This is a genomic window from Companilactobacillus sp. FL22-1 (genome assembly GCF_043951805.1).
Taxonomy (GTDB): Bacteria; Bacillota; Bacilli; order Lactobacillales; family Lactobacillaceae; genus Companilactobacillus.
On sequence record NZ_JBINJY010000008.1, the window covers coordinates 1 to 25,142 of the forward strand.

Consider the following 25,142-nt stretch of genomic DNA (forward strand, 5'->3'; position numbering starts at 1 on the left):
ATAGAAAAAAATAAAAAAAAAAATCATCCTAATTTTCACAATTAGAATGACTTCTACTAAAACGATAATTATTCTTTTTCTGGAGCCTTGTTCCCTTTATTCAAGATTTCAATCGCCTTATCGATCGATTCAAAAATATCGGTATTAAGCAATTCCATAATCGGACTGAGTCGATTAAATTCATGAGCCATCAATTTTTTGTTTGGTTCTTGATCATTCAAACGCCGTAATCTCAAATTGTAATCCATCAAAGCATTGACTTTGATCTTAGCGGCATCTAGTTCTCGGATGACGTCATCAATCTGATCTAAGTCGTAAGTCCGTGTATCTACAATATTATTTTCCTTCATAATAAATGTCCTCTCTATTTCTAAGCCAATAATTATTTATTTCTCATTTGGTCTACACCATTATTCTAAAGTGTAATTCGTAAAAAAACAGCATCTTATCCAATTTGTATATATTATTTTATTGTAAAAAAAGTATAAATCCTTATATGGATTCCAAAAATATATAAATTTATTAACTTTAATATATTAGAATTATTTTCAGAAATTATATTTGTGTGTTACAATAGTCTAGTTTCTCCAGAACAATAGATTAAAAGGGGATATCTAGCTTTATGAACTTATCTATCAATGAAAAACAGAATTACTTAATCGGCTTTGCTTTCATTATTTTCATGGTTGCAATCGCCACTTTACTAAACGACCTGGAAATTATCCTTCCCGAAATTGGAGCCTTAACGACTGGAACTTGGATTTATCACAACAGCGGTTGGATCAATCAACCTAGTAAAATTTTCTTAGCACCATCAGGAACTGCCATTATCGGCTTTGTTATCAATCAGTTCCCCATCATTTACGCACAAAAAGTTTTGATAGGCTTAATTTTAATGCTGTTATTATTAAGATTGCTACATTCTAACCTAGCCCCATCGTTTGCAACTGGTTTACTGCCAATTATCATCAATGCGACCCACTGGTCATTTATCGTTGCCATCCTGCTTTTCACTGGACTGCTTATGGTTGGCGTCTACTTACAAGGACATTACCGAAAAGCTCCTGCAAGCAATCTGATTCAAAATCATCATATGATAATTTTTACAATCATGGCGATTCTTTGGGTTGGTGGCGTCTGGGCCTTTGGCTTTTCACAAATGGCTGCCATCCCACCTGTAATGGTGGTTTTCTTTGAGGTTCTACAAAAACCAACGTATGACTGGAAAATGGCTAGCAAACATTTTTTAGCCTTAGTTGGAGCTGCCTCAATTGGCGTATTTATCCATCTAATCTTTAGTTCATGGTTAATGTCGGCCTTGATATCATTACCATTAGTCTTTATTTTGTTACAGATTCTCAAGATAAAGTTACCAGCCGCATTTGCCTTTCCACTTTTGGCTTTAGTTTTACCAACTAATATGTTCCACATGTTGCCTATCACTGCAATTATTGCCTCAAGCTTTTTCTTAGGCTCAATCGTGATTTTAAAAAAGATTGTTTTTCAATATCGAACCAGTACTAATAATGAATAAAAAAAGCTGATGAATGAAATATAATTCGTTCATCAGCTTTTTTGAAATTTATGTGTGTACCCTATTATTTTCCAGGATCGATTTGATCAATGATCTTACGTGCATCATCAGTCGTCTTCGTCTGCATCAAATCATTTCTAATTGCCGAGGCACCTTTCATCCCTCGAACGTAGATCTTAAAGAAACGTTGTAGTGGCGCAAAGTGACCTGGGATACCCATGGCTACAAATTGATCGTAAAGATCTAATTGATAGCGTAGGAGATTCAGCAATTCATGACTCGAATGTTGCTGGGGTTCTTTTTCAAAGGCATATGGATTCATAAAAATCCCTCGACCAATCATAATACCATCAATTCCAGGATGATCTTTTGCCAATTGTAATCCTGCTTGATAGTCGGCAATATCACCATTGATCTGCAACAAAGTATCTGGTGCGTAAGTATCACGCATCTGGACCAATTGGTCGATCAACTCATAGTGAGCGGCAACCTTGCTCATTTCTTCTCTAGTTCTAACATGGACGGTCAAAACAGGAACTTGTTGTTTCAAGAGGAAAGGAATCCAGGTTTCAAATTCTTCAATCTGACTATACCCCAGTCGAGTTTTGACACTGACTGGCAGATCAGCCTTACGAGCGCCCTCAATAATCTCCTTGGTCGTATCAAAATGACGAATCAAATCACTACCACTATGATTTTTTATCACAGCAATATCGGGGCAACCCGTATTGATATCAATTGCCTCATAGCCTTGCTTTTTAACCTCAATTGCGGCTTTGGCAAAATCTTCGCCATTATTCCCCCACAGTTGAACGATTGGCTTAGGATCCTCTTTGGGGTCGATATATAAGCGCCCTTTGGTAGTTTCTTTTGCCAGTGGATGAGTAATACTCAAGGCATTAGTAAATTCGGTATAAAAAACATCTGGCGCTGCAGCTTTCATAACTACCCGACGAAAAACCGATCCCGTAACAGCCTCCATTGGTGCCAAACTAAAAAAAGGACGATTTTCACTCTTAGCTTTATTTGCAATGCGATTCCAGTAAGTTGACTGGGTCACAATCTCACTTCCATTCACAATTAATTCAATCCTATAAACTATACCGACTATCCATTAATGATTGCAAGTTTTAAGTTTAATTTTCTGAATCAATTTGCTCCATCTTAAAACTGATATCTAAATGAATTTTTCAACAATCAAAACTTTTATGGGTATAATATAAGAAGAAATGAAAACGTATTTATGGAATACTAAAATAATTTGGGGGTTCAAAATGGTTGAATTATATATTGTCAGACATGGTGAAACTGATACTAATTACACTGGAAAAATCAATGGTTCCGCTACCGATCTCGATTTGAATCAAACAGGTCGCAAACAAGTTAATTATTTGCTTAAATCTTTAAATATTAATGATTTTGATGAAGTTTATTCCAGTCCTTTAAAACGTGCCTATCAGACGGCCGAGATTTTGAACCAAAATGTTCACGAGATTCATACCGATGCTCGCTTGCGAGAAATCAATTATGGATCTTGGGACGGCTTGGTCGCAGATGAAGTCAAAGCAAAACATCCGGATGGCTTTGATGAAAATGGCTATATCACTGAAGACTATATTAAGTACGCCCAACAAGGTGAATCATATCAACAAGTTTGGGAGCGATTAGAAAGCTTTCTGAAAGATATGAAAGAAAAAGGCGATCAAAAGATTTTAGTTGTCTGTCATGGTTTCGTCACTAGATCATTGGTTAAATTAGTGACCCAAGTACCAGATATCGTCGATATTATGGAACCTGATAATGCGAGTGTCACCAAGTTGAAATTGTCGGATAGTGGACGTCGTTATTTGATTTATTATGGACGGTTGAGCGATATTAAATAATTAATCACAAATTAGGGATACTAATTGAAAGATTGGTATTTTTTTTTCTTACAACAAATATCATTTATAAAAAGCAATCATTAGATTCTACTCAAAGAAACTAGTAATATATAATGATATGGAATTAAACAATTAGATTAAAGGAAGTAATGAACGTGACAGAATCAAATTTTTGGCCAGAGATTGCTGCTAAAGCTCGGAAAGAACATCGGCCTTTCTTCACGATGGCTCCAATGGAAGCAGTTAGCAACACTGTTTTTCGCCAAGTAATAGCTAAAGCCTGCCCCCCGGACGTCTTTTTCAGTGAATTCGTTTATGCCAAGAGTATCACTGACTCCACTACCAAATTTCCTGCTCATGGACGACTATATATGGAACCTACTGATAAAATGACACCTGTCGTACAACTTTGGGGGAACCAGCCAGAGGACTTTGTGCTCGCCGGTGCTGCTTTAAAGGATCAAGGATTCAAGGCAATTGACATCAATACTGGCTGTCCTGACGGAACTGTCATTAAAAATCATGGTGGTAGCGACCTGATCCGTAATCCACAATCTGCCGAAGCTGTTATTGAAGCCGCCAAATCTACTGACCTTGCTGTCAGTGTCAAAACTCGCCTAGGTTACAGTAAAGCAGAAGAATACAAGGAATGGATTCCAGTGTTGTTGAATCAACACGTTCAATTGTTAACGATTCATTTGCGTTCAAAAATGGAAATGAGTAAAGTTCCTGCTCACTTTGAATTAATTGATGATCTAATCAAATTACGTGATGAAATTTCTCCTGAAACACTCCTCCAAATCAATGGTGATGTACCTGACTATCAAGCTGGTCTGAAACTAGCTCAAGAACATCCCGGATTAGATGGTATCATGATTGGCCGTGGCGTCTTTGCAAGTCCTTTTGCTTTTGAACCGAAACCCCAAGAACACTCATTAGATGAACTCCTAGAATTATTGAAAATGCAGCTTGATTTATTTGATGAGTTCTCAACCCACTACGACGTTCCCCGTTTCCCATCTTTAAAACGCTTCTTTAAAATCTATGCCCGTCCTGAACTGGGAGCGACTGATTTAAGAAACGCTATGCTTGATGCAAAAAGTACTGACGAGGTGCGAGAAGTTTTAAAAAATCGTGATCAATATCTAAACTAATTTGTTGAAAAGACTAAACCCGCAATGATTTATTTACATTGCGGGTTTTTGAATACAATTGTTTCCGTGAAACAGCGTCTTAATTGACAAGACAGTTTGTCTGATTTAGTGTAAATACACTGAATTATCTAATAAAAGAATTTTTGTCCAATTAAACTGATGACAAAAAAAGCTGAGAGATGAAAGGAAGTTATTATTTGCAGAAAATCAGTTCAGAAAAAGTAGAAAAAATTGGGACAGTGGCTAGTTTGATGTCAGTTTTGATGTATGTTTCGTACATCCCACAAATCATGTCAAACCTATCAGGATCTAAGGGTAATCCTATTCAGCCATTAGTTGCATTTATCAACTGCACGATTTGGACAGCTTACGGTTTGCTCAAGAAAGAAAGGGATTGGCCAATCGTCTGGGCTAATATTCCTGGCATTTTCCTTGGTGCAGCCACCTTCATCACTGCAATCTTTAACTTTGGATAATGAAAGACTATATTGATTGTTAGATATTGATGATACAATCAATTATTTTGATATTAGTAACTGTTATATTTAGTATTTTTAGGACAAAATCATCTTGGGACATGATAATACCTCTTTATATTTTCTGATTTTCGTTTCGCGGCAAAAATCGTGGTTATATTATAAAGGATATTATTGATGTCCTTTTTTTGATTGGTCTAAAAAAATCGTGTCAGTAGAAATAATCTACCAACACGATAAAGTTTAGACCCACTTTTCGTAATTAATAATCAGTGTGTGGAGTATAGCCAGGATTCAAATTTGGATCCATTTGCCAGTAATAATAAAAATCAGGATCAGATGTTGGCTCAGGCAATGGGTGGTTAAAAGTCATATGGCTAATTGGCACATAATCGTCATTAGAAATTTGAACATACTTCTTACCTAAACGGTTAACAATGTATTTACCAATTCTCCATTGAGAACCTTGTGGCAAAAAGGTATCAGAAAAATCATTTGACCTTTTGCTGATAGTAAGTGTTCCACTTGGTGTAGATACTGTTCCAATCAAAGCAGTTTGAGCAGGTTGTTGTGTAGCGCTACCATCTAAGCTCGAATCGGCTGCTTTCAAATACTCATTAGTTGCAACTTGATAAAAAGTTTCATTATTAATAGAAATTGTTTTACCAACAGCCCATTTAGTATTTGGAGCGAGCTCTCGATCAGTAATCAAACTTCCAGTAGATGTATAAAGTCTAGCTGGACCTTGAGTAGTGGTTGTGGCAACTCCAGAAGCCGAAACATCATTTTGCGATGTAGCAAGTCCCCCTATAGTTGCTATAGCTAAAGCGGCAAGCAAAGCTACAGATTTTGCAGTTTTCATAAAAAATCCCCCTTATAAAAGTTCATCCTATATTATGAACAATTTAATAATAGAGTAAATTTATCAGCAAATCAATATTAAAATAATTATTTATAGTTTCAGGTGATCCTCACCATATCGGTTTTTATTTTTATCCTAAATCACAAATTTATTTTCCTAAGGTTACAATAACTATTAAGCATATTATTTTTTATGTCTAATCATATTAGGAAATTATTTCTTACATATAATGATATATTAATGTCCTCACATAGAACTAGAATACGAATTGGATAGTAATTAAAGATAAAATTATACTTTTAAAAACAGGAAAATTTATTGTGAGGGATAATAATGAAAAAAGTACATTCTAATTCATACAAAAAATTTAATAAAAAGTTTATCGTAACTGCCCTCGGAGTAGCAGCTTTAGGAGTCCAATTAGTTCAAACTAATACAGCAAAGGCCGATACTACATCGGATTCAACTGGTTCATCTACTGAACAAGCAAGCAATGTTAACAAGAATGAAGCAGCAATCGCTGACAGCTCAAGTATCAAAGACAATGGAAATAGCAGCATCACTAATGAAACATCAAATAAGATGGATTCCAACGCTGGCCAAAATAATTCTGAAACTGACACAACCAAATCTGGTGTCGTAGCTGCTAGTGATGATATTTCAAATACTTCAACCGGTACAACAGCTGGAACGAATTTGGAATCATCAACCACTACTAATAATACAAATAATGGCTCTGACACCGATACCACTAAAAATTCAACTCAAGAAGCTCAACCTGTTGTTGATACTGCCACAAATTCTGACGATGTTTTGATCAATAATCCAGAAGTAAAGCCCCTTAATTATCCAGATCCAGTTAAGGCGGCAGTTTCTATCAGTGCAACTAATGACAAAGCCAGTGCAACATCTCAATCAACTGATGACAACAAAGATGACACTATAATTGTAGATGCACATGCAAAAACTATAACTGCAAATTACACGATTACCAATACCTCTGATAAGGCACAATCTGACTATGAAACAGTTTTGATGTTGCCAAAATATGAAAAAATGTATAATAATAATAGTATTCTGATGTCTGATGACACTGACCTAAAGTCCTACATTACCGGACTACCTACAGGGGCTAAAGTTACTTACCTAACAGACACTGGTGGCTACGCTACTTATGAGCAACATATCGCAGACGATCCTAATTTTAAACTATCCAGTGTAAATGAAATTAAGATTGTTCCATCTGGAACTTCTTTAGGAGTGGGTCAAACAATCAAGGTAACCATACCTCTTGTAAATAATAATAAGAGTACCACTCAAGCCCAAACCGCTACGCTTGGTGTTTATACATATACAAACTATTTTAGAGAAGCTTATTTAACAGCTTATTTTAAAGGTTTTAGTGATAATATATCTGGCAGTAGCATCAAGGGGCAATATCCAGCCGTAACTGTCAATCAGTTGAATGTTTCTTATACAGCAGCTGATAAAGAACTTCAAGATCAAATGCCTTCTTACATTTCTGGTAGCGATATCCAAATCAATAATTTTAATCAATCAGACAAGAACCAACTTGTTGATGCAAACAAAACTAATTGGACATATATCAGTGATATCTACGTTAACTTGGTTAACAACGGCATCACAAAAATTGCAAACAACGATGGCTACTCAATGCTTTTGAATCCTGACGGTTCACAGCAAACTGAATATTCATATATAAATTCTGGATCTCAAACTGGCCCCACTATTCATCCTAATCCTAACAATGAAGGCACTTCAGGTGGCTCTTCTATTGGAACAATTCCTGGCATTTATATTTCCATGAGACACGTCATTAATGCCTCCGATGGCACTACAAAAGTTGGTGAAACTTGGACCGCAGCAGACAACTTGAAATCAGTTCAAGACAACAATGATACCACTTTAACTGGTAATGATGCTGTCAATGCTGTTTCAACAACAATCACAGACAAAAATGGTGTTCTAAAAGATGGTAAAGTCGTCAAGGCTGGTACGTTCACTGTTACTTATACTTACAAGCTAAAAGATGGTACTCCTATCATTAAGACAGTCACCGTTACTGCAGACCCTGCAAAGAATAACAATTCTGGATCATCTACAAATAATTCTGGCTCTTCAAATAACTCAAGTGGAACGTCAACTGACACAAGTGATCCACTAATTTCACCTAACTCACCTGAAGACATTAACGATGTTGACCGTTTAGTTTCTACACATCCTAAGTTGGGCAATGTCACTCTTTACACGCTTGAAGTGTCAAAAGTTCAAAATCGTAGTCTAAAACCCGCGACCGACTGGTTCAGTGATAAAGAAATGAGTTTCGGTGGTGATACATACTATCGTGTTGCTACTAACGAATGGGTCAAAGCAGCGAGTGTTTATGTCTATGAAAATAGAAATATTGTTATCCAAACTAATGCAGATCAACAATTAGTTGACTCACAAGGCAATAACATTACAAGCCATGAACTTCTTGCTAACACTGCATGGAGAGTAGATCGTATCGCTTATATCAATGGTAAAACTTACTATCGTGTTGCCACAAATCAATTTGTTCCAACCGATGCCGTAACTGTTTTATAAAATCCAGCGAATTAAAAAAACGTAAAGCCCAATGACTTTACGTTTTTTCGTACCTAATTAAAATTCAGCATTACCTGGTGTTCTTGGATAAGCAATGACATCTCTGATATTTTCCATACCAGTAATGTACATAACTAATCTTTCAAAACCAATACCAAAGCCTGAGTGAACTGTACCACCGTACTTACGCAATTCTAAGTACCACTTGTAGTCTTCTTCGTTCATATCAAGTTCAGCCATTCTCTTTTCAAGCTTATCTAAACGTTCCTCACGTTGTGATCCACCGATCAATTCACCAATTTCAGGAACTAACAAGTCAGCAGCGGCGACAGTCTTACCATCGTCATTAGCACGCATATAGAAGGCTTTGAATTCCTTTGGATAATCAGTAATGAAGACTGGCTTCTTGTAAACTTGTTCTGAAAGATAACGTTCATGTTCGGAATCAAGATCAAGTCCCCAATATGGTTTAACTTCAAATTCAACGTCAGTTGCTTTTTCCAAAATATCGATTGCATCTGTATAAGATACATGAGCAAATTCCTCACCGGCAGTTGCCTTCAAGCGGTCGATCAAAGTGTTATCAACGTTTTCGTTCAAGAAATCAAGTTCTTCTTTAGCATTGTCCATAACGTAGTTGATTACGTATTTCAACAATTCTTCTGAACAATCCATTTCATCTTGCAAGTCTGCAAAGGCCATTTCTGGTTCAATCATCCAGAATTCGGAAGCATGGCGTCCAGTATGGGAATTTTCAGCTCTAAACGTTGGGCCAAATGTGTAAACATTTCTGAAAGCTAAAGCAAATGGTTCAACTTCAAGTTGTCCAGAAACGGTCAAATTGGTTTCCTTTCTAAAGAAGTCTTCATTGTAATCAACTTTACCTTCATCAGTTTTAGGGACGTTGTTCAAATCTAATGTTGTAACTTGGAACATTTCACCGGCACCTTCAGCATCTGAACTAGTGATGATTGGTGTGTGAACATAAACAAAGTCATGTTTTTGTAAGTATTCGTGAATGGCAAAGGCTGCTAGTGAACGAATACGGAAAACGGAATAAAAAGTATTTGTTCTAGGACGCAAATGAGCGATCGATCTCATAAATTCATATGAGTGTGCTTTCTTTTGGAGTGGGAAGTCGGGATCTGATGCTCCTTCTTCGACAACTTCAGTTGCATGAATTTCGAATGGTTGTTGAGCTTTTGGCGTTAAAGCTAATTCACCGACAACTTTGATTGTTGTACTAATAGGAAACTTTACAACTTCTGCGTAATTTTCCATATCGCTAGTAATAACGACTTGCACATTCTTGAAGAATGAACCATCGTTTAGTTCAATAAAACCAACACGCTTAGAACCTCTAATTGTTCTGATCCAACCTGATACAGTGATCTTGTCACCATCAGCAAATTCTTTTTTGTATAAATCTTTCACTAAGACATCTTCCATTGTTATTTCTCCTTAATTCTTTGGAATACTATGTGATGAAATGAAAAAAAGATCCTCCATCCCCAGTAAAAGGGACGAAAGATCTTTCCGCGGTACCACCCAAGTTTTTTTATAAAAAACACCTCAAAGTACATCAAATACTTGCCAATTATAACGTACTGGAATACGTCTGAACCTACTCTCGAAATTTCAGCCAGAAGACCAAAGATGTTTTTCCTATATACCGACACGCCAAGTTCTCACTTATCTTGACTCCCTGTGGATAAAGTACATAGTACTCCTTCTTTTCAATATCTAAGATATTTTTATTTTCTTAAATGTAGCATATTTTCATAAGGAATGTAAAGTACAATATTATTAGAAATAATTGAAAATGGAGGAAAGCATGAAAAAAGTCTCAAAATTTTTGCTTAGTTTGGGTATATTTCTAATTATTCTAGTTATCGCCAGTATCAGTTTCATTAAAATCAAGGAGTATCCTCCCTCCGTCTTAGCCAACAACGCCGCCAAAGAAAGCACAGTCGTCAGCAATACTATCAAATTTCAAGGCGATGATACCAAACCAATGATTATCTTCTATCCTGGGGCCTTAGTTGACCCTAAGAGTTACAGCATTTGGGCGCAAAAAGTAGCTCAAGCAGGCTACAGCGTTTACATTGTCAGATTTCCATTAGACTTGGCAATTTTAAATACGAATGCAGCAAATAAGGTTCAAAACAACCAGCCTTACATCATCGGTGGTCATTCATTAGGTGGTACGATGGCCTGCCGTTACGCTAAGAATCATGCCGACAAGTTAAAAGGTGTCTTCTTATTAGCCAGCTATCCTGAAACTGAAGGTGATTTACATAAGATCAAAATCCCCGTCCTCTCCGTAACTGCTTCAAGAGATGGAGTTTTAAACAGAGCAAACTACCAAAAGGCCAAAAAGCTGTTACCAGCCAATACAGATTTTGAACAAATTGCTGGTGGCAACCATGGTGGTTTTGGAAGCTATGGATTACAGAAAGGTGATCACAAAGCTCAGATCAGTAACGTAAAACAACAAAATATTATAAGTTTATTACTAATAAATTGGCTAAATCAGGAAATCAGTAGTTAATTTAAAGCGTTTTCATAAAAAGCCACAAAAGCGGATACATTTTTGTTATACTCAGGTTAGTCGTTATCATTTTTTGGGGGAAATATGACTATATTAGTAAAGAAAGACATCAATCTATCAACCGCTGCCACATCATTTCTTCAAGAATATCTTGAACACATCCAAGCGGTTAATCAAAAAGACATTTATGAGGGTTTAAATAACCACCAAATTCTAAAGAATAAATTCATCTTTAAAATCTACCAATTAGAAAATCTTGATTTAGCGCATGTTGACACGCATTTCGATGGCAAACAACTCCAAGTTTTTGCGAACATTTGGAATGAAGAGTCAACAAATATTGGCTCGATAATCTTGGACGACGACTTAAAGTCTGCACTCAAGCAAGATTCTTATCCTACCCTTTTGATTCATGGTGGCCCTTTTAAAGAGGTTGTCACGGATGAATATGGTGATGACAAAATCGTCGACGGTGTCGAACCATACCATCTAACGCTAGAAATTCATCAAAGCGAGCCACGTAACAGTTCGATCCAGAGGTTAGATACCGCCTATCATCAAGCTTTTAAGACTGAAAATAGTTTAGTCAATTTTGCTAAAAACTTAATTAGATGTTTTGCGGTCTTAGGCTTAATCATGGGTCTGGGCTTTATGTACTTCGGCTTTTTATTGACTGGCGTCTTAGTAATCATTGCTTTTTTCGGATTCAATCTATATACTCTACTGCTTGCTGACACGCATAGTAATGCCAACGTATCGCAACAACGAATCAACCCTTAACAGTAATAAAGAGAGGACCTAATTCACACGAATTAGGTCCTCTCTTTTTGATTAATAGCCAATTAGCTTATTTACGATAAATTCCTCGATCTTTAATATACCAAGCAACATCGTCAGGAACAAAATATTTCAGCGACTTTCCTTCACGAACCCTTTGCCGAATAACTGTTGAACTAATTTCAATCACGGGCGTATTGACCCACATAATTGGGAAATGAGACTTTTTCTCAAATCCTTTTCGACAGACACCGACGAACTGAACTTCCTTGACAAGTTCATTGATATGGGACCATTTAGAAAGATTCTCAACCATATCATAGCCGACGATCAAGTAATATTTCGTATCAGGATGACGCTGTTTTAGTTTATTGACCGTTTCATAAGTATAACTGACTCCACCAAGATCGATATCGGTCATATCTAGCTCAAAGTGAGGATTGTCTCTGATTCCAAATTTTACCATGTTGATTCGATCATCGACACTAACTTTGGGAATATAACGACTGATTCCTTGATGTGGCGGTACTTTATCGGGAATAAATAAAATCTTATCCAAATCCAATTGTTCATAAACTTGTTCAGCAATCATCAAATGACCATTGTGAATCGGATTGAACGGTCCAGCCAAAATACCGACATGCTTCTTATGTCCAGTCGTTTGTAATTGGGGCTGGACTTTTGGTTTAGTAATAACTGACGTTGCAGCATTCATAAATTCACCTGCTTTAAGAAACTATTTTCAGTTATTATTATAGTCTAAAATCTTATTATTTTTGATAATCTTGAATTGATTTTTGCAGCCGCGTTAAACCATCTTGAATCATAACCTGTGGACTGGCAATATTCATGCGGATAAAGTGTTGACCATCGCCACGATAAACTGAACCGGGATTAACGATCAAACCGCTGTCTTGACGAATAAAGTCACTCAAAGCTTGTGAATCTTGCGTGAGCTGTCCCACATCAAACCATAACAAGTAAGTGGCTTCACTGGGAACTAATCTAATTTCAGGAAGCTTCTGTTCTACAAAATCAGTTACTAATTGCCGATTACTCCGTAATTGTTTTTTCAAAGCTTTTAACCAGGCATGTCCTTCATTGTAAGCAGCAATCGTTCCGGGAACAGCTAGAAGATTGGGTTCAGCCAATTCTTCACTATTCAACCCCCGGTTAACTTGGGCTCGCAAGTTGGCATTTGGAACAATCAAAGTTGCTGCATGTAACGCCGCTACGTTGAACGTTTTGCTTGGTGAAACGGCCACTACCACATTATCCAAATACTTAGTCTCAAGTCCAAAGAGTGGCTGATAATCCTTAGAAGTTAAAGTTAAATCGCCATGGATCTCATCGCTAAATAATTTAACTTGGTATTGCTGACACAATTTAGCAATTTTGGTCAATTCTTCAATACTCCAGATTTTACCGATTGGATTATGGGGATTGCAAAGAATCATCATATTAGTCAAAGGATCACTTAACTTTTCTTCCAAATCAGCAAAGTCAATCTGATAAGTCAGGCTCTTTTGGTCGTAGACTAAGTCGTTTGAAACGATATGACGCCCATTATTTACGATCGAATTGTAAAAGATATTATACACCGGAGCTTGAACTAAGACATTGTCGCCTAATGAAGTCAGTCGTCTTACTGCCGAAGAGATAGCTGGTACAACACCGGTCGCAAAGAGCATCCAGTCAGTTTCTGGCTTGACATGATGTTCTGTCTGATACCAGTTATCTACTGCCTGGAAATATTCATTTGGAATCTCCTCGTAACCAAATAAGCCCATTTTAACTTTTTCTTGCATGGCCGCGATGATTTCAGGGGCTGTGGGAAAATCCATATCGGCGGTAGTCATTGGTAATTCATTAGTGCCAACATCCCACTTAGAAGAGTTGCCGCCACGGACACGATTTAGAGTTTCAAAGTCATATTCCATCTAAACACCTCGTGAAGAACTTTTTTCTTGAACTTGAATATCGGTTGCTTTTGGATCGATCTTAGGATCATCAAAAATAATCTCATCGACTGATTTCACTTTGATCAAACCGCTGATTGGATTCTTGATACTCATCAGACCGGTAGTAATTTCAGCCCTTATATTTGAACAGTATTCAAATGCCAAATCGGTTCTCAAGACTTTACAATTGACCATCTTTAGACCATCGATATAACAGAGTCCTTGATCACTTTCAATTGTACAATTGATCAACGTAATATTCTTGGTGTTCCAAGCTAAATATTCACCACTGATCTTGGAATCATAAATCGTGACATTTTCACAATTCCAAAAGGCATCTTTAGAGACAAAAGTTGAATTATGAATTTCAATATTCTTCGCACCGTCAAAAACATAGTTACCTACTACATTAAGATTCTCGGCATAGATATTGTCACTATCTTTACCAAAGTAATCTCCATTAACTTGAACATCTCGCAGATCAATATCGCTACACGTCCACAAAGTCTCTTCAGCATCAGCAAAATGAACATTTTTGAGCCGAATATCAGTTGCTCTCCGGAACAACTTAGGAGCCTGCAAAGCCGAATTATTGATTTCAATATTATGTGTATACCAAATACCAGAACGGGACATAGTTTCAAAAATACTGTTGGAAACTTTGATGTCTTTGGCATACCAGAGTGGATATTTCCACTTGAATACTACATTATCTAGGGTTAAATCTGAAACTTCTTTCAATGGTGATTCACCTTCACCAAAGGTTGTATCTTTAATATCTGTAGCTTGAATTTTGAATAGTGGACGTTCACCATCAAAAAAGCCTTCTGAAATTTGTTTTCTCATCTAAGTACTTCCAATTATTGATTTATGATTTTAGTTTAAGGTTTAAAAAGAAATATGTTAAATACTCATCTTAAATAGTTAATCATGCTTTTTACTTATAATTAATTTAAATCATCGTTTTGTAATTCATACAATTGTGCATAGTGACCACCTTTTGCCAACAATTCTTCATGCGTACCTCGTTCGATGATCTTGCCTTGATTCAAGACTAAAATCTGATCAGCATCCTGAACGGTTGATAAACGGTGAGCCACTGCAATTGTAGTCCGGTCGTCACGCATTTTAGCAAGCCCTTGAGTAATACTCTGTTCCGTCTGAGGATCGATATTAGCCGTCGCCTCATCAAGAATCAATACTTTGGGATTTCTGACGATGGTGCGGGCAAAGGATATCAATTGTCTTTGACCGGTTGAAAAACTAGCTCCTCTTTCACTTACTTTAGCATGATATTTATTGGGAAGTTTTTGAATAAAATCATCAGCGTCGACAAACTTTCCTGCCTGCTCAACTTGTTGTTCCGTAATTTTCTCATCAAACATCCGAATATTCTTTGCAATATCACCGTAAAATAAATATGGTTCTTGAATCACTAAGCCCAAATTCTGCCGCAATTCTTGTGTTGAATAGTCTCGAATATCATGACCGTCGATCAAAATCTGACCTTCACCAAACTCGTAGAATCGCAGCATCAAATTGATAATGGAACTCTTTCCACTTCCGGTGTGTCCTACAAAAGCTACTGTCTGCCCTGGTTGAACGGTAAAATTAATATCCTTTAAAACTGGCTTACCAGGGACATAACTAAAGGTCACGTGGCGAAATTCAATTTTACCAGCTGTGATCTTCAACTGACTGGACTCATTTTGCGCTGGAGCAGCAGTTGGATTATCAAATAGCTTCATGATTCGATATCCGGCCACGAGACCATCTTGGTAAAAGGACATGTAATTCATCACATCGGCCAAAGGATTGAAGAAGTTCTCTTGGTAAGATATAAAAGCATAGATCACACCAGCTTGGACGACCAGATGCATACTTTGCCAGCCAAAACCGCCAAGAGAAATTACTTCGGCCAAAACAAACATCAAGCTGATCGTAGGATAGAGTAACAATGAATTGACATTGATCATCTTATTTCTCATTTGAAAATAAGCTCCGTTACGATCTTCAAATTCGGCAATCATTCGCTGTTGTTGACCAAATTGTTGAATAATGTTGATCCCCATCAATGATTCGTTCAACTTAGTATTGATCTGACTCAAGTACTCCCGTAAATGTTGATAAATGGTGAAACTCAACTTTTGATATAACATGATCAAGCTATACCAAATAATCACAAAAAAGGCTGTCGCCAGTGCCAAAATTGGTTTAACTGTCCACATTGCGATAAAGGCTGAAATCATCGCAAAGAAGGCCAAGACCAAGGTTAAAAATAACATCCAAAAATCGTAAAGCGTCTTTGTGTCATTGGTAACTCGGGATACGATTGAACCTGCGGGCGTCGTATCGAAGTAATTTAAACCTAATGTATGTAATTTATGAAATAATCTGCTTCGAATTTTTTCGAGAGTTCGTTCAGCTCCCATAGCAAAGGCAAATTCTTGGATAAATTGAACAATTGCTTTGATGATAATACCAATCGCATAAACAGTTGCAAAGCCAATGATTATCTGCAGACCAGTACTCTGTTTCGATAAGTAATTATCCATATAGTATTGCAACATTCTTGGTAACAAAACATTGATCACGCTCAACAGCAAGGCAAAAATAATAGCAATTCCAAACTGACGCTTAAATAACCAAGCAAATTTAAAGAGGCGTTTTAAAACTTGTCGTTGATCTTGCTTAGTTAAAGTAGGCATCTCGTTTGGATTTTTTTTATTCGGATCATTCATGATTTAGCCTCCCCTCAATTTGAGCTCGGTGAGCTTGAAGATTATAAGTATCGGCATACCAACCGGCTTGTTCCAATAGTTCTCGATGATTACCTTGTTGGAGGATAGTTCCGTTTCCAATTACTAAAATTTTGTCAGCATTTTCAACTGAACTTAAACGACTGGCAGCAATAATTGTCGTACCTGTTTGGCGATTTTTTTGTAATCGCGCTTCAATATTGCGTTCAGTCTTGGCATCAACCGCTGACAAAGAATCATCCAAAATCAACATCTTAGGATCACTCAAAATAGCTCTGGCAATATCTAAGCGTTGTTTTTGGCCGCCTGACAAAGAAACCCCTAATTCACCAACTTGAGTATCGTAACCTTCTGGCATACGGGCAATATCTCCATCCAGGTCAGCAATATGACTCGCCGCTTCAACTTGTTCTTGAGTTGCGCTGATATTGGCGAATCTCACATTATCACGCACCGTGGTCGAGAACAAAAAATTAGTCTGAGGAACATACCCAATTGTGGCCAAATAACTTTCCAAGTTATATTTGCGAATATCGATCTGTCCGACTTCGATTTTTCCGTCGTAATGATCAAAATCACGCATTAACAAACTAATAATGGTCGATTTACCACCACCAGTTGGTCCAACAATTCCTAAAGTCTGTCCTGGTGCTAAGTCAAAGTCGACATTACTTAAAGCAACTGCCTGATCATCTGGATAGTGAAAAGTATTGATGTCAAAATTTAAAGTCGCATTGGGTACAGTCGTCAGAGCATCTTTGGGTTGAACCAAAGATGACTTCTCTTGTAATAATTCATTGATTCGGTCATAACTAGCAGAACCTCGCTCCAATAAATTAAACAAACTTCCGACCGCATACATTGGCCACATCAATTCGGCCATATAAGTAATAAATGAAACTAATTGACCAATCGTAATTCGGGAATGTAACACTGCCAAGCCACCAAAGATGATGGTGATAACATAAGACAACCCCATAATAACGGTCGTTAGTGGATCAAACAGCGAATCCAACCGATAAGAACGTTTATTAGCTTTGATATTCTGGTCAACATATTTATCAAAGTCCGCCTCGTCCTCTTTTTCCTGACCTAAAGCTTTGAGAACCTTGATTCCGACTACACTCTCTTGAGTCTTATTATTGATACTGGAAAAAGCAGCTTGGGAATTTTTAAAAGCAAAATGAACCTTCTTCCCTAAAACATTTGCCATGACAGCTAATAATAACATGGGCAAAACTGCTAATCCGGTCAATTGCCAGTCGATCAATAATCCCATCGCTAAAATCATTGAAGAACCCGTTATCAAAGAATCGGCTAAAGTTAAAATACCCGGTCCGGCAACATCTCTGACCGCATCAATATCGTTAGTCGCATGCGCCATCAAATCCCCGGTTCGCCACTTCTGGTAGAAAGTTGTATCCATCCGCATAAAATGCCGAAATAACCGGCTCCGCAAATCCCGCTCCAAAACATAAGAACTGCCGAAGATCATTTTTCGCCAGACAAAACGCAATAAATATTGACCGATCCCCGTAACTATTAGAATTACTAGATTAATTATTAGGAAACGTTGCGTCATATTCTTCTTGCTGACAGCATCGACAATATCCCCGATGATCCGTGGTGGAATAACATTACAAATTGCCACAAGAATTAAGGCAATTACACCAAGTAAATACTGCTTCCATTGGTGTTTAAAAAACCAACTTAATCGAGAAAAAATCCCCATATTTATTTCACCACCTTTATAAACTTTGTTCTTTACTTTACACCTTAGAGCTCACTTTAACTCAACAAATTTCTCAAATGTCTCTAAAAAAATTAAATTTTTTCACAGAAACCAGTCAATTTTTGTTTTTTTGGCAATATAAAAAGCCTCGGATTTTCCGAGACTCTTTGAGTCCACTATTAAATTTTTTTAACTTAGTCTAGTAATTCAGTATTCTTAACATCGTTAATAGTCTTTGTGCCTGCTAATTGCATAGTAATTGAAAGTTCTTTGTTCAGATGTTCAATTACATCAGTAACACCTTGAGCTCCACCAAGATTCAAACCATAAATAATTGGACGTCCGAGTGCTACTAAATCAGCACCACTTGCCAAAGCTTTGAAAACATGTTCACCCCGACGAACTCCACTATCGAAGATAACTGGGACTCGTTTGTCAACAACTTCAGCGATATATGGCAAAACTTCAAATGAAGCAGGACCACCGTCTAATTGACGACCGCCGTGATTGGAAACCCAAATACCATCAGCTCCAAAATCAAGTGCTAATTCAGCGTCATCTGGAGATTGAATTCCTTTAACGATCACTGGTAGACCCGACATATCTTTGATTTTTTGAATATCAGTTGGTGCGATTGCTTGTTTAGCCGAAGCATATATTTCGGAAATTCCCTTTCCTTCACCATCACCGGCTGAGTATCCTTCCAAATTAGGCATTGGTAGTGGGAATTGGAATTTATTTACGACGTCAGCTTCACGATATCCACCTAGAGTTGAGTCAACTGTCAAAACGATAGCCTTAGCACCGGCCTTGACTGCTTTATCAAGTAAGAATTGATTAAATTTGTCATCTTTACTCATATATAATTGGAAAAATTGGGGAGCATCTGGAGCAGCGGCAGCGGCATCTTCAACTTTAGTGCTGGCATAAGTACTGATAGAAAAGATTGATCCCGCAGCGGCAACACCTTTGGCAGTATCGGTTTCACCTTTAACATGAGCCAAACCTTGAGCGGCTGACGGAGCTTCAATGATCGGTGTCTTCAAATCAATGTCCCAAATCTTAGTAGTTAAATCTGCGTGATCGATTTCTTGCAAAACTCGAGGCATAATTTGTTTGTCGTTGAACGCAGCGGTGTTTTCACTCATCGTCCATTCATCTTCAGCTCCACCACGAATGTAGCCAAAAGCACCCTTCTCATTGCTCATATGGTCTCTGACTCGAGCTTCCAAACTAGCCAAATTAACAATATCAATATGGTTCTCGGCTGTACTTGCTTCATATTTCTTATTCATTGCACATTCCACCTTTGACTTGTTTTATTAACAAGTTCAGTTTAATCTACTTTTCCAAAATAAGCTGGGATTTATACTCGATGAACATAAAAAATTATTTAGTAATCTCAACCTTTTGATGAATAATTCTATTAAAAATAATTGGGCAGACTAAACACGTAATAATAGCTGCTAAGGTGATTGCACTGGACTGAGCTGAATTGATTAATTTTAAATTACGACCAACTTCCAAGATTGGCAATACTAAGGTAATTGTGGTCGAGGTCAAAATTGTTGCCGCCAAAGCATAGTGATTCCCAAACTGTTTTTTAAAGGCAAAGTAAACTAATGACTTCGACAAGACAAAGGCAATCAAGAAAATTGGGATCAACATTAGAGCGTCTTGATTAGTTACTAACTGTCGCAGATTCAATTTAACTCCCGTAGTGATGAAAAAGACCGGAATAAAGAACCCATATCCCATTGAGCTAAGCTTTTCTTGAGTATCAGCTTTTGGCTTCAACAATTTCATCACTGCACCCGCTAAGAAAGCACCAAGGATACTTTCAGCGCCGATTTGTTCCGCAAATGTCACTAATGTGAAAATCAAGAAAAAGGCTAACCGAATATCTAGCTGAGTCGTAGCTTTATCGATCTTATCAAAGAATATATAGACTCGATTGAATCGGTATAAGAGAATAATCGCAATGATAAAGATTGCAGGTAAGCCTAAGACGGACAAGAAATGACCTTGCTGAACTGCAGAATAGACTGTCAGCGCCATTAAGGGAATAAATTCACCTAAGGCAGATGTTAACAAGATCGTTTGTCCGTAATTTGTTTTGACTAGATCGACTTCTTTTAACAACGAGATAATCACACCCATTGCGATCGTACTCAATAAGATCACTGCTAAAATCAATTGCGTAAAAATACCCGTAATATACAAAATCAAACTAAGAATTATTGACATCACAAAGATCGCCAAAAATCCCCAGATTGAAGGCTTTAATGGTGAGTAAACTGTCGGATCCTTTTGAGGATTGAATAATGAAAAGTCGATCTCCATTCCACCCAAAAAAATCAACATGATCACGCCCAAATTGGCGATGTACTGAACACTAGTACCCATGTGCACGATATTTAACCCAGTTTTACCAATGATGATACCCATAATAATTTCCGAAATTGCCGTCGGCATTCTCGTTAAATGAAATTTAGCGGTGATTAATGGTGTCGCTAAAGCCGCAAATAAGACGATTAAAAGTGCAAATTTTTCCATCAGCAGTTCCCCCTGAAATAACATCACTATATAATACTGCACTTAAATCAAAAAAACAGCCTCATTATCGAGACCGTTTAAAATTATTTATCATTTACGACAACAACTTTACCTAAATTATGTCCACTTTCCAAATATTCATGTGCCATTTTAACTTGATCTAGTTCAAAGACCTTGGTTGGTTTCACGTTCACATGATACTTCGTCACATAATCTAACATTTCATTGAGTTTTTCACTAGTAACTTCTCCAGATGACATCGTGGTTAAATATGCTCCTTGATGAATCACAGCAATCGGGTCAAAATCTTCCAAGAACCATTTACCGCCAAGCTCCCCAGTCTGACAAACAATTGCTCCTGATGTGACATGATTAAAGGTATCTTTTAAAGTCGTTGCCCCAACTAATTCTAAGACTTTATCGAATTTCTCAGCAGTCATCAAATGATTATCTCGATCTTCAACAGCTTGATCATAGCCATTTTCTAATAAAACAGCTTTTTTATCCGGATTACGAACCGAACCAGTCACCTTTATCTCTGGATACTTAGCTTTGATTAGACGCAAAGCCGCAATCCCTACCACACTAGCACCTGAACGAATCAAAACTTGATCAGTTTGTTGTAAGTGAAGATTCTTTAAGGAACCAAAAGCCGTGTAATAAGTTTCTGGTACGGCAGCTAAATCAGGCCAAGCTAAATCAGTTGTCACCGGATAGATTTGCTCATTAGGCAATAGGACATATTCCGCATAAGAACCATCAAAGGCTCGTCCCATTTCACCCATAATGGAGATTACTTTTTGACCTTTGGTTAACTTATCGGTAGTGCTTTCTTCCACGACCCCAACACATTCAATACCTAAGATTCGTGGAAACTTAACACTAGGTGAATCCCCTTGCCGGGTAAAAATCTCAGAATGATTGATTCCAAAACCTTTTACTAAAACCAATGACCAGCCCGGTTTAACTTTAGGCGTTGGGACATCCTGATATTCCAATACTTCAGGCCCACCAGCTTTTTTTACAACAATTGCTTTCATAAATTGCCTCCATAACTCTTCAATTAAAGCCATTATATTCCAGAACAAAAAAAACGTGGAATAAAACCTCTCCGAGTCTTCCCCAGAAGGTGTTTTCTCCACGCAAATAATTTAAATAGCTAAACGTACTAAAGCTAAGGAAATGATTCCAACTACCACAATCAAAAGTAACTTCTTTGTCAGTATCGCTGTTAAAACAGTTGGCAGAGAAGCAAACAGATTCGCATAATTGATTGTTGGCAATTGACCTAAATGTTGCTGGAATAGATTCTCAAACCACAGAGCTGCCATAATCGTAATCGTTACAAAGCCTAGAAATTCGACAACTTTTGCTGACAAATTAAACTTTTTCAAGAATAGAAAAGGCAACGTTCTTGATAACCAAGTGACTACCCCACAAAATATAATCGTTGTTAGGACAAATTTAATTGATGACATGTTTTAAAATCACCCCTAACGCACAACCAATCAAGGTTACAACTAGAATCAATAAATCACTCGAAATAAAAATCAGGCCAAAATAAACTAACGGCAACATTATCAAAACCACAAGTAATTGGACTTTTAAAGAGATGGACTTATCGTTGATTATTTGTAAATACAACAATCCAATAAACATTGCCACCAAGGCAAAATCCAATCCTAAAGCTTGAGGATTACTAATAACTTTGCCTAACATTGCCCCCACCATCGTTGACGCAGCCCAAACCAGATAGGCCAACAGGTTTACCGTATTGAACCATTTGAAATTCAATTTTCCATCGGTAAAATTCAACTTGTTCATACTCAGTGCAAAACTTTCGTCGGTGATCAAACTACCAATCAAGATATTTTCCACCAGTGAATTCTTTTTAAAAAAATTGGCTGTGGTCATACTCATTAAAATCATCCGGGAGTTGACTAAAAAAACTGACAAGACAATTGAAATCATTGGTGTGCCAATAGCTAAGAGACTCACCAAAATAAATTGTGCTGACCCAGCATAAACGATCAATGACATCAGAGTAGCCATCAAAACACTCATCCCTGCAGAAGCGGCGACAATTCCAAAAGAAATTCCAATTCCTATATAACCAAAAACCGTTGGCAAAGTATCTTTAATTGCTGTATCAATACTTAAACTATTGTTCACCTTCATCCCCCCTTTAATATAAAACATTATATTAATTTTAATTTGATTAATTGTCAAATAGCAATTAAAGGTACTAAGCTAACTCTATCAACCAATTTGTATTAAAATAAAACTATTATCAAGTGAAAGAAGAATTCAAAAATGAAACTTGCGATGTATCATCAACAACCCGTCCTAGTCACTAAAGATAGTCTTCAACAAATCAACGATTACCCAGATATTCAAACTTTACTGCCCCATCTGCAGGAAAAACTATCTCTAGGTTCAAAGCAAACACTACCTGATCCTTTGGACTTGTCTGCTCCAATCACCAATCCCAAACAAGTCTTTGCAGTTGGCTTCAATTATCGTGATCATCTTAACGAACTGAAAACCAAAGCTCCCCAAGTCCCAAATATTTTCACCAAATTTGTCAGTTCACTGACAGGACCGAATCCGACAGTTCATATCCCCAGCCCCAAAACTGATTGGGAAACTGAACTAGTCATCGTGATCGGTCAAGGGGGTCGTAATATCGACAAAGACAAAGCCTTGGCTCATATTGGCGGATTCATGGTCGGCCAAGATCTCTCCGATCGGCAACTTCAATTTGCAAATGACCAGCCCCAATTTTCATTGGCCAAATCATATGAAAATTTTTCTCCAATTGGTCCATGGCTCACAACCACAGATGAAATTGATAATCTAGGTAAGTTGGATATCACGACTACCCTCAATGGTGTTGAAAAGCAACACAGTCAGCTTGCTAATTTAATCTTTGATCCGAGTGCCTTAGTCAGCTATCTTTCAAGTATTACAAAACTCTATCCTGGTGATTTAATCTTTACTGGAACTCCTGGCGGTGTCGGCGCTGGGCGTGATCCCCAAGAATTTATTCAACCAGGAGATACTTTAATCAGTTCCATCGAACAGTTAGGCAAACTAACAATTAATTTTAACTGATAAATCAGTACTTTTATTTTAATAAAGTTTATACTCAATTTAATAAGTAAAGAATTGAGGAGAGATATCAGCATGAAAAAAGCTATTTTCGAAAAAGCTGGACAAATCAAACTTGAAAATGTTGAAAAACCAACCATTCAGGCACCAGACGATGTAATTATTAAAGTCATTCGGGCTTGCGTATGCGGTTCAGATCTGTGGGCTTACCGTGGACTTGAGGACAAAGCAGAAAATTCTGAGAATTCTGGTCACGAGGCGATCGGAATCGTCGAAGCTGTTGGTTCTGAAATTACAACCGTTAAAGCTGGCGATTTCGTCATCGCTCCATTCACGCATGGATGCGGATACTGCAAGGCTTGTCGGGCAGGGTTCGACGGTGATTGTCAATCTCACAGCGATAATTTTAGTAACGGTAACCAAGCTGAATATATTCGCTTCCAACATGGTCAATGGGCACTAGTCAAAGTACCTGGTCAACCAAGCGACTACAGTGAGGGCATGCTCAAATCACTTTTAACTTTAGCCGATGTAATGGCAACGGGTTATCATGCTGCTCGTGTGGCCCAAATTAAACCTGGCGATACTGTCGTAGTCATGGGTGATGGAGCCGTTGGTCAATGTGGAATTATTGCTGCAAAAATGATGGGTGCCACAAAGATCATTTCCACCAGTCGTCACCCTGACCGTGAAGCCCTAGCAAAAAAATTCGGTGCAACCGATAACGTAGCAAAACGTGGTGACGAAGGTGTTAGCCAGATTTTAGATTTAACCAATAATGAAGGTGCCGATGCCGTGCTCGAATGTGTTGGAACCGAACTTTCCACAGAAACTGCTATGGCAGTTGGCCGCCCTGGTTCAATTGTCGGACGTGTTGGTTTACCACACACTGGCAAGATGGATGTTTCTAAATCATTCGGTCAAAATATCATCCTCGGCGGTGGCCCTGCATCAGTCACGACTTACGACAAATCTGTCCTACTTAAGGCTGTTTTAGATGGTGAAATAAACCTTGGCTTGGTCTTTACGAAGAGCTTTACTCTCGATCAGATCAATGATGCTTATCAAGAAATGACTGACCGCAAGGTTATCAAGTCAATGATTGTTGTTAGTGATTAATCAAAAAAAACTTAAAAACAAATAGGGATGACGACTTAAACTCAAGTCGTCATCCCTATT

Annotated in this window: 23 protein-coding genes and 1 other annotated feature; of the genes, 9 read left to right on the plus strand and 14 right to left on the minus strand. The window is 37.5% G+C overall.

The window, feature by feature from the left end:
* Positions 1-68: 68 nt before the first annotated feature.
* Positions 69-350 carry a hypothetical protein gene (locus ACG72T_RS07740; RefSeq protein WP_395265618.1) on the minus strand — a complete coding sequence of 94 codons (282 nt, stop codon included), beginning with the start codon at positions 348-350 and terminating at the stop codon, positions 69-71.
* A 272-nt stretch (positions 351-622) separates the two neighbouring features.
* Here ACG72T_RS07740 and ACG72T_RS07745 point away from each other — a divergent pair, with 272 nt between their 5' ends.
* Entirely contained in the window at positions 623-1,534 is a 912-nt protein-coding gene (locus tag ACG72T_RS07745) for a hypothetical protein (RefSeq protein ID WP_395265619.1), read from the plus strand.
* Positions 1,535-1,598: 64 nt separating this feature from the next.
* On the opposite strand, the gene ACG72T_RS07750 is transcribed toward ACG72T_RS07745, so the two are convergent.
* Positions 1,599-2,594: a tRNA dihydrouridine synthase gene (locus ACG72T_RS07750; protein ID WP_395265758.1), complete on the minus strand. Its 996-nt coding sequence runs from the start codon at positions 2,592-2,594 to the stop codon at positions 1,599-1,601.
* 214 nt (positions 2,595-2,808) lie between these two features.
* On the opposite strand from ACG72T_RS07750, the gene ACG72T_RS07755 reads away from it, so the two are divergent.
* From ACG72T_RS07755 to ACG72T_RS07765, 3 genes are all read left to right on the plus strand, one after another.
* Entirely contained in the window at positions 2,809-3,417 is a 609-nt protein-coding gene (locus ACG72T_RS07755) for a histidine phosphatase family protein (RefSeq protein WP_395265620.1), read from the plus strand.
* Between the two features lie 155 nt (positions 3,418-3,572).
* Complete coding sequence (locus ACG72T_RS07760) at positions 3,573-4,571, plus strand: tRNA dihydrouridine synthase (protein WP_395265621.1); 999 nt, start codon at positions 3,573-3,575, stop codon at positions 4,569-4,571.
* 179 nt (positions 4,572-4,750) lie between these two features.
* Positions 4,751-5,047 (plus strand): SemiSWEET family transporter, encoded by a 297-nt coding sequence (locus ACG72T_RS07765; protein WP_395265622.1) that lies wholly within the window; start codon positions 4,751-4,753, stop codon positions 5,045-5,047.
* A gap of 262 nt (positions 5,048-5,309) precedes the next feature.
* Here the strand turns inward: ACG72T_RS07765 and ACG72T_RS07770 are convergent, their stop codons facing one another.
* The gene (locus tag ACG72T_RS07770; RefSeq protein WP_395265623.1) at positions 5,310-5,909 is read right to left on the minus strand and encodes an SLAP domain-containing protein; all 600 of its coding nucleotides are present in this window, start codon (positions 5,907-5,909) and stop codon (positions 5,310-5,312) included.
* 333 nt (positions 5,910-6,242) lie between these two features.
* Here ACG72T_RS07770 and ACG72T_RS07775 point away from each other — a divergent pair, with 333 nt between their 5' ends.
* Positions 6,243-8,516 (plus strand): SLAP domain-containing protein, encoded by a 2,274-nt coding sequence (locus ACG72T_RS07775; RefSeq protein ID WP_395265624.1) that lies wholly within the window; start codon positions 6,243-6,245, stop codon positions 8,514-8,516.
* 57 nt (positions 8,517-8,573) lie between these two features.
* On the opposite strand, the gene asnS is transcribed toward ACG72T_RS07775, so the two are convergent.
* Entirely contained in the window at positions 8,574-9,965 is a 1,392-nt protein-coding gene (gene asnS / locus ACG72T_RS07780; RefSeq protein WP_395265625.1) for an asparagine--tRNA ligase, read from the minus strand.
* Positions 9,966-10,032: 67 nt separating this feature from the next.
* Positions 10,033-10,266 (minus strand) — a binding site (T-box leader).
* A gap of 84 nt (positions 10,267-10,350) precedes the next feature.
* On the opposite strand from asnS, the gene ACG72T_RS07785 reads away from it, so the two are divergent.
* Together ACG72T_RS07785 and ACG72T_RS07790 are read left to right on the plus strand one after the other, a co-directional pair.
* Positions 10,351-11,067, plus strand: a complete 717-nt coding sequence (locus ACG72T_RS07785; RefSeq protein WP_395265626.1) for an alpha/beta fold hydrolase — start codon at positions 10,351-10,353, stop codon at positions 11,065-11,067.
* 84 nt (positions 11,068-11,151) lie between these two features.
* Positions 11,152-11,847: a hypothetical protein gene (locus ACG72T_RS07790; protein WP_395265627.1), complete on the plus strand. Its 696-nt coding sequence runs from the start codon at positions 11,152-11,154 to the stop codon at positions 11,845-11,847.
* A 67-nt stretch (positions 11,848-11,914) separates the two neighbouring features.
* Here ACG72T_RS07790 and ACG72T_RS07795 read toward each other — a convergent pair whose 3' ends face one another.
* The 10 genes from ACG72T_RS07795 to ACG72T_RS07840 form a co-directional block, all read right to left on the minus strand.
* On the minus strand, positions 11,915-12,559 hold the full coding sequence (locus ACG72T_RS07795) for a nicotinate-nucleotide adenylyltransferase (protein WP_395265628.1): 645 nt from the start codon (positions 12,557-12,559) through the stop codon (positions 11,915-11,917).
* Positions 12,560-12,614: 55 nt separating this feature from the next.
* On the minus strand, positions 12,615-13,784 hold the full coding sequence (locus ACG72T_RS07800) for a MalY/PatB family protein (RefSeq protein WP_395265629.1): 1,170 nt from the start codon (positions 13,782-13,784) through the stop codon (positions 12,615-12,617).
* Entirely contained in the window at positions 13,785-14,651 is an 867-nt protein-coding gene (locus ACG72T_RS07805) for a DUF3737 family protein (RefSeq protein ID WP_395265630.1), read from the minus strand.
* A gap of 101 nt (positions 14,652-14,752) precedes the next feature.
* Positions 14,753-16,546 carry an ABC transporter ATP-binding protein gene (locus tag ACG72T_RS07810; protein ID WP_395265631.1) on the minus strand — a complete coding sequence of 598 codons (1,794 nt, stop codon included), beginning with the start codon at positions 16,544-16,546 and terminating at the stop codon, positions 14,753-14,755.
* Positions 16,539-18,296, minus strand: a complete 1,758-nt coding sequence (locus tag ACG72T_RS07815; protein WP_395265632.1) for an ABC transporter ATP-binding protein — start codon at positions 18,294-18,296, stop codon at positions 16,539-16,541. The genes ACG72T_RS07810 and ACG72T_RS07815 overlap by 8 nt, the downstream gene beginning before the upstream one ends.
* Before the next feature lie 194 nt (positions 18,297-18,490).
* Complete coding sequence (locus tag ACG72T_RS07820) at positions 18,491-19,591, minus strand: lactate oxidase (RefSeq protein WP_395265633.1); 1,101 nt, start codon at positions 19,589-19,591, stop codon at positions 18,491-18,493.
* Positions 19,592-19,685: 94 nt separating this feature from the next.
* On the minus strand, positions 19,686-20,852 hold the full coding sequence (locus ACG72T_RS07825; RefSeq protein WP_395265634.1) for a cation:proton antiporter: 1,167 nt from the start codon (positions 20,850-20,852) through the stop codon (positions 19,686-19,688).
* 83 nt (positions 20,853-20,935) lie between these two features.
* Positions 20,936-21,892, minus strand: coding sequence for a zinc-binding dehydrogenase (locus ACG72T_RS07830; protein WP_395265635.1), 957 nt, complete (start codon positions 21,890-21,892; stop codon positions 20,936-20,938).
* A gap of 111 nt (positions 21,893-22,003) precedes the next feature.
* Positions 22,004-22,330, minus strand: coding sequence for an AzlD domain-containing protein (locus ACG72T_RS07835; protein ID WP_395265636.1), 327 nt, complete (start codon positions 22,328-22,330; stop codon positions 22,004-22,006).
* Positions 22,317-23,024, minus strand: coding sequence for an AzlC family ABC transporter permease (locus tag ACG72T_RS07840; RefSeq protein ID WP_395265637.1), 708 nt, complete (start codon positions 23,022-23,024; stop codon positions 22,317-22,319). Before ACG72T_RS07840 ends, ACG72T_RS07835 begins: the two co-directional genes overlap by 14 nt.
* 141 nt (positions 23,025-23,165) lie before the next feature.
* Here ACG72T_RS07840 and ACG72T_RS07845 point away from each other — a divergent pair, with 141 nt between their 5' ends.
* Both ACG72T_RS07845 and ACG72T_RS07850 read left to right on the plus strand, forming a co-directional pair.
* A complete protein-coding gene (locus ACG72T_RS07845; protein ID WP_395265638.1) occupies positions 23,166-23,966 on the plus strand; it encodes a fumarylacetoacetate hydrolase family protein in 801 nt (266 codons plus the stop codon).
* Between the two features lie 72 nt (positions 23,967-24,038).
* Positions 24,039-25,082, plus strand: a complete 1,044-nt coding sequence (locus tag ACG72T_RS07850; protein ID WP_395265639.1) for an alcohol dehydrogenase catalytic domain-containing protein — start codon at positions 24,039-24,041, stop codon at positions 25,080-25,082.
* Positions 25,083-25,142 lie beyond the last annotated feature (60 nt).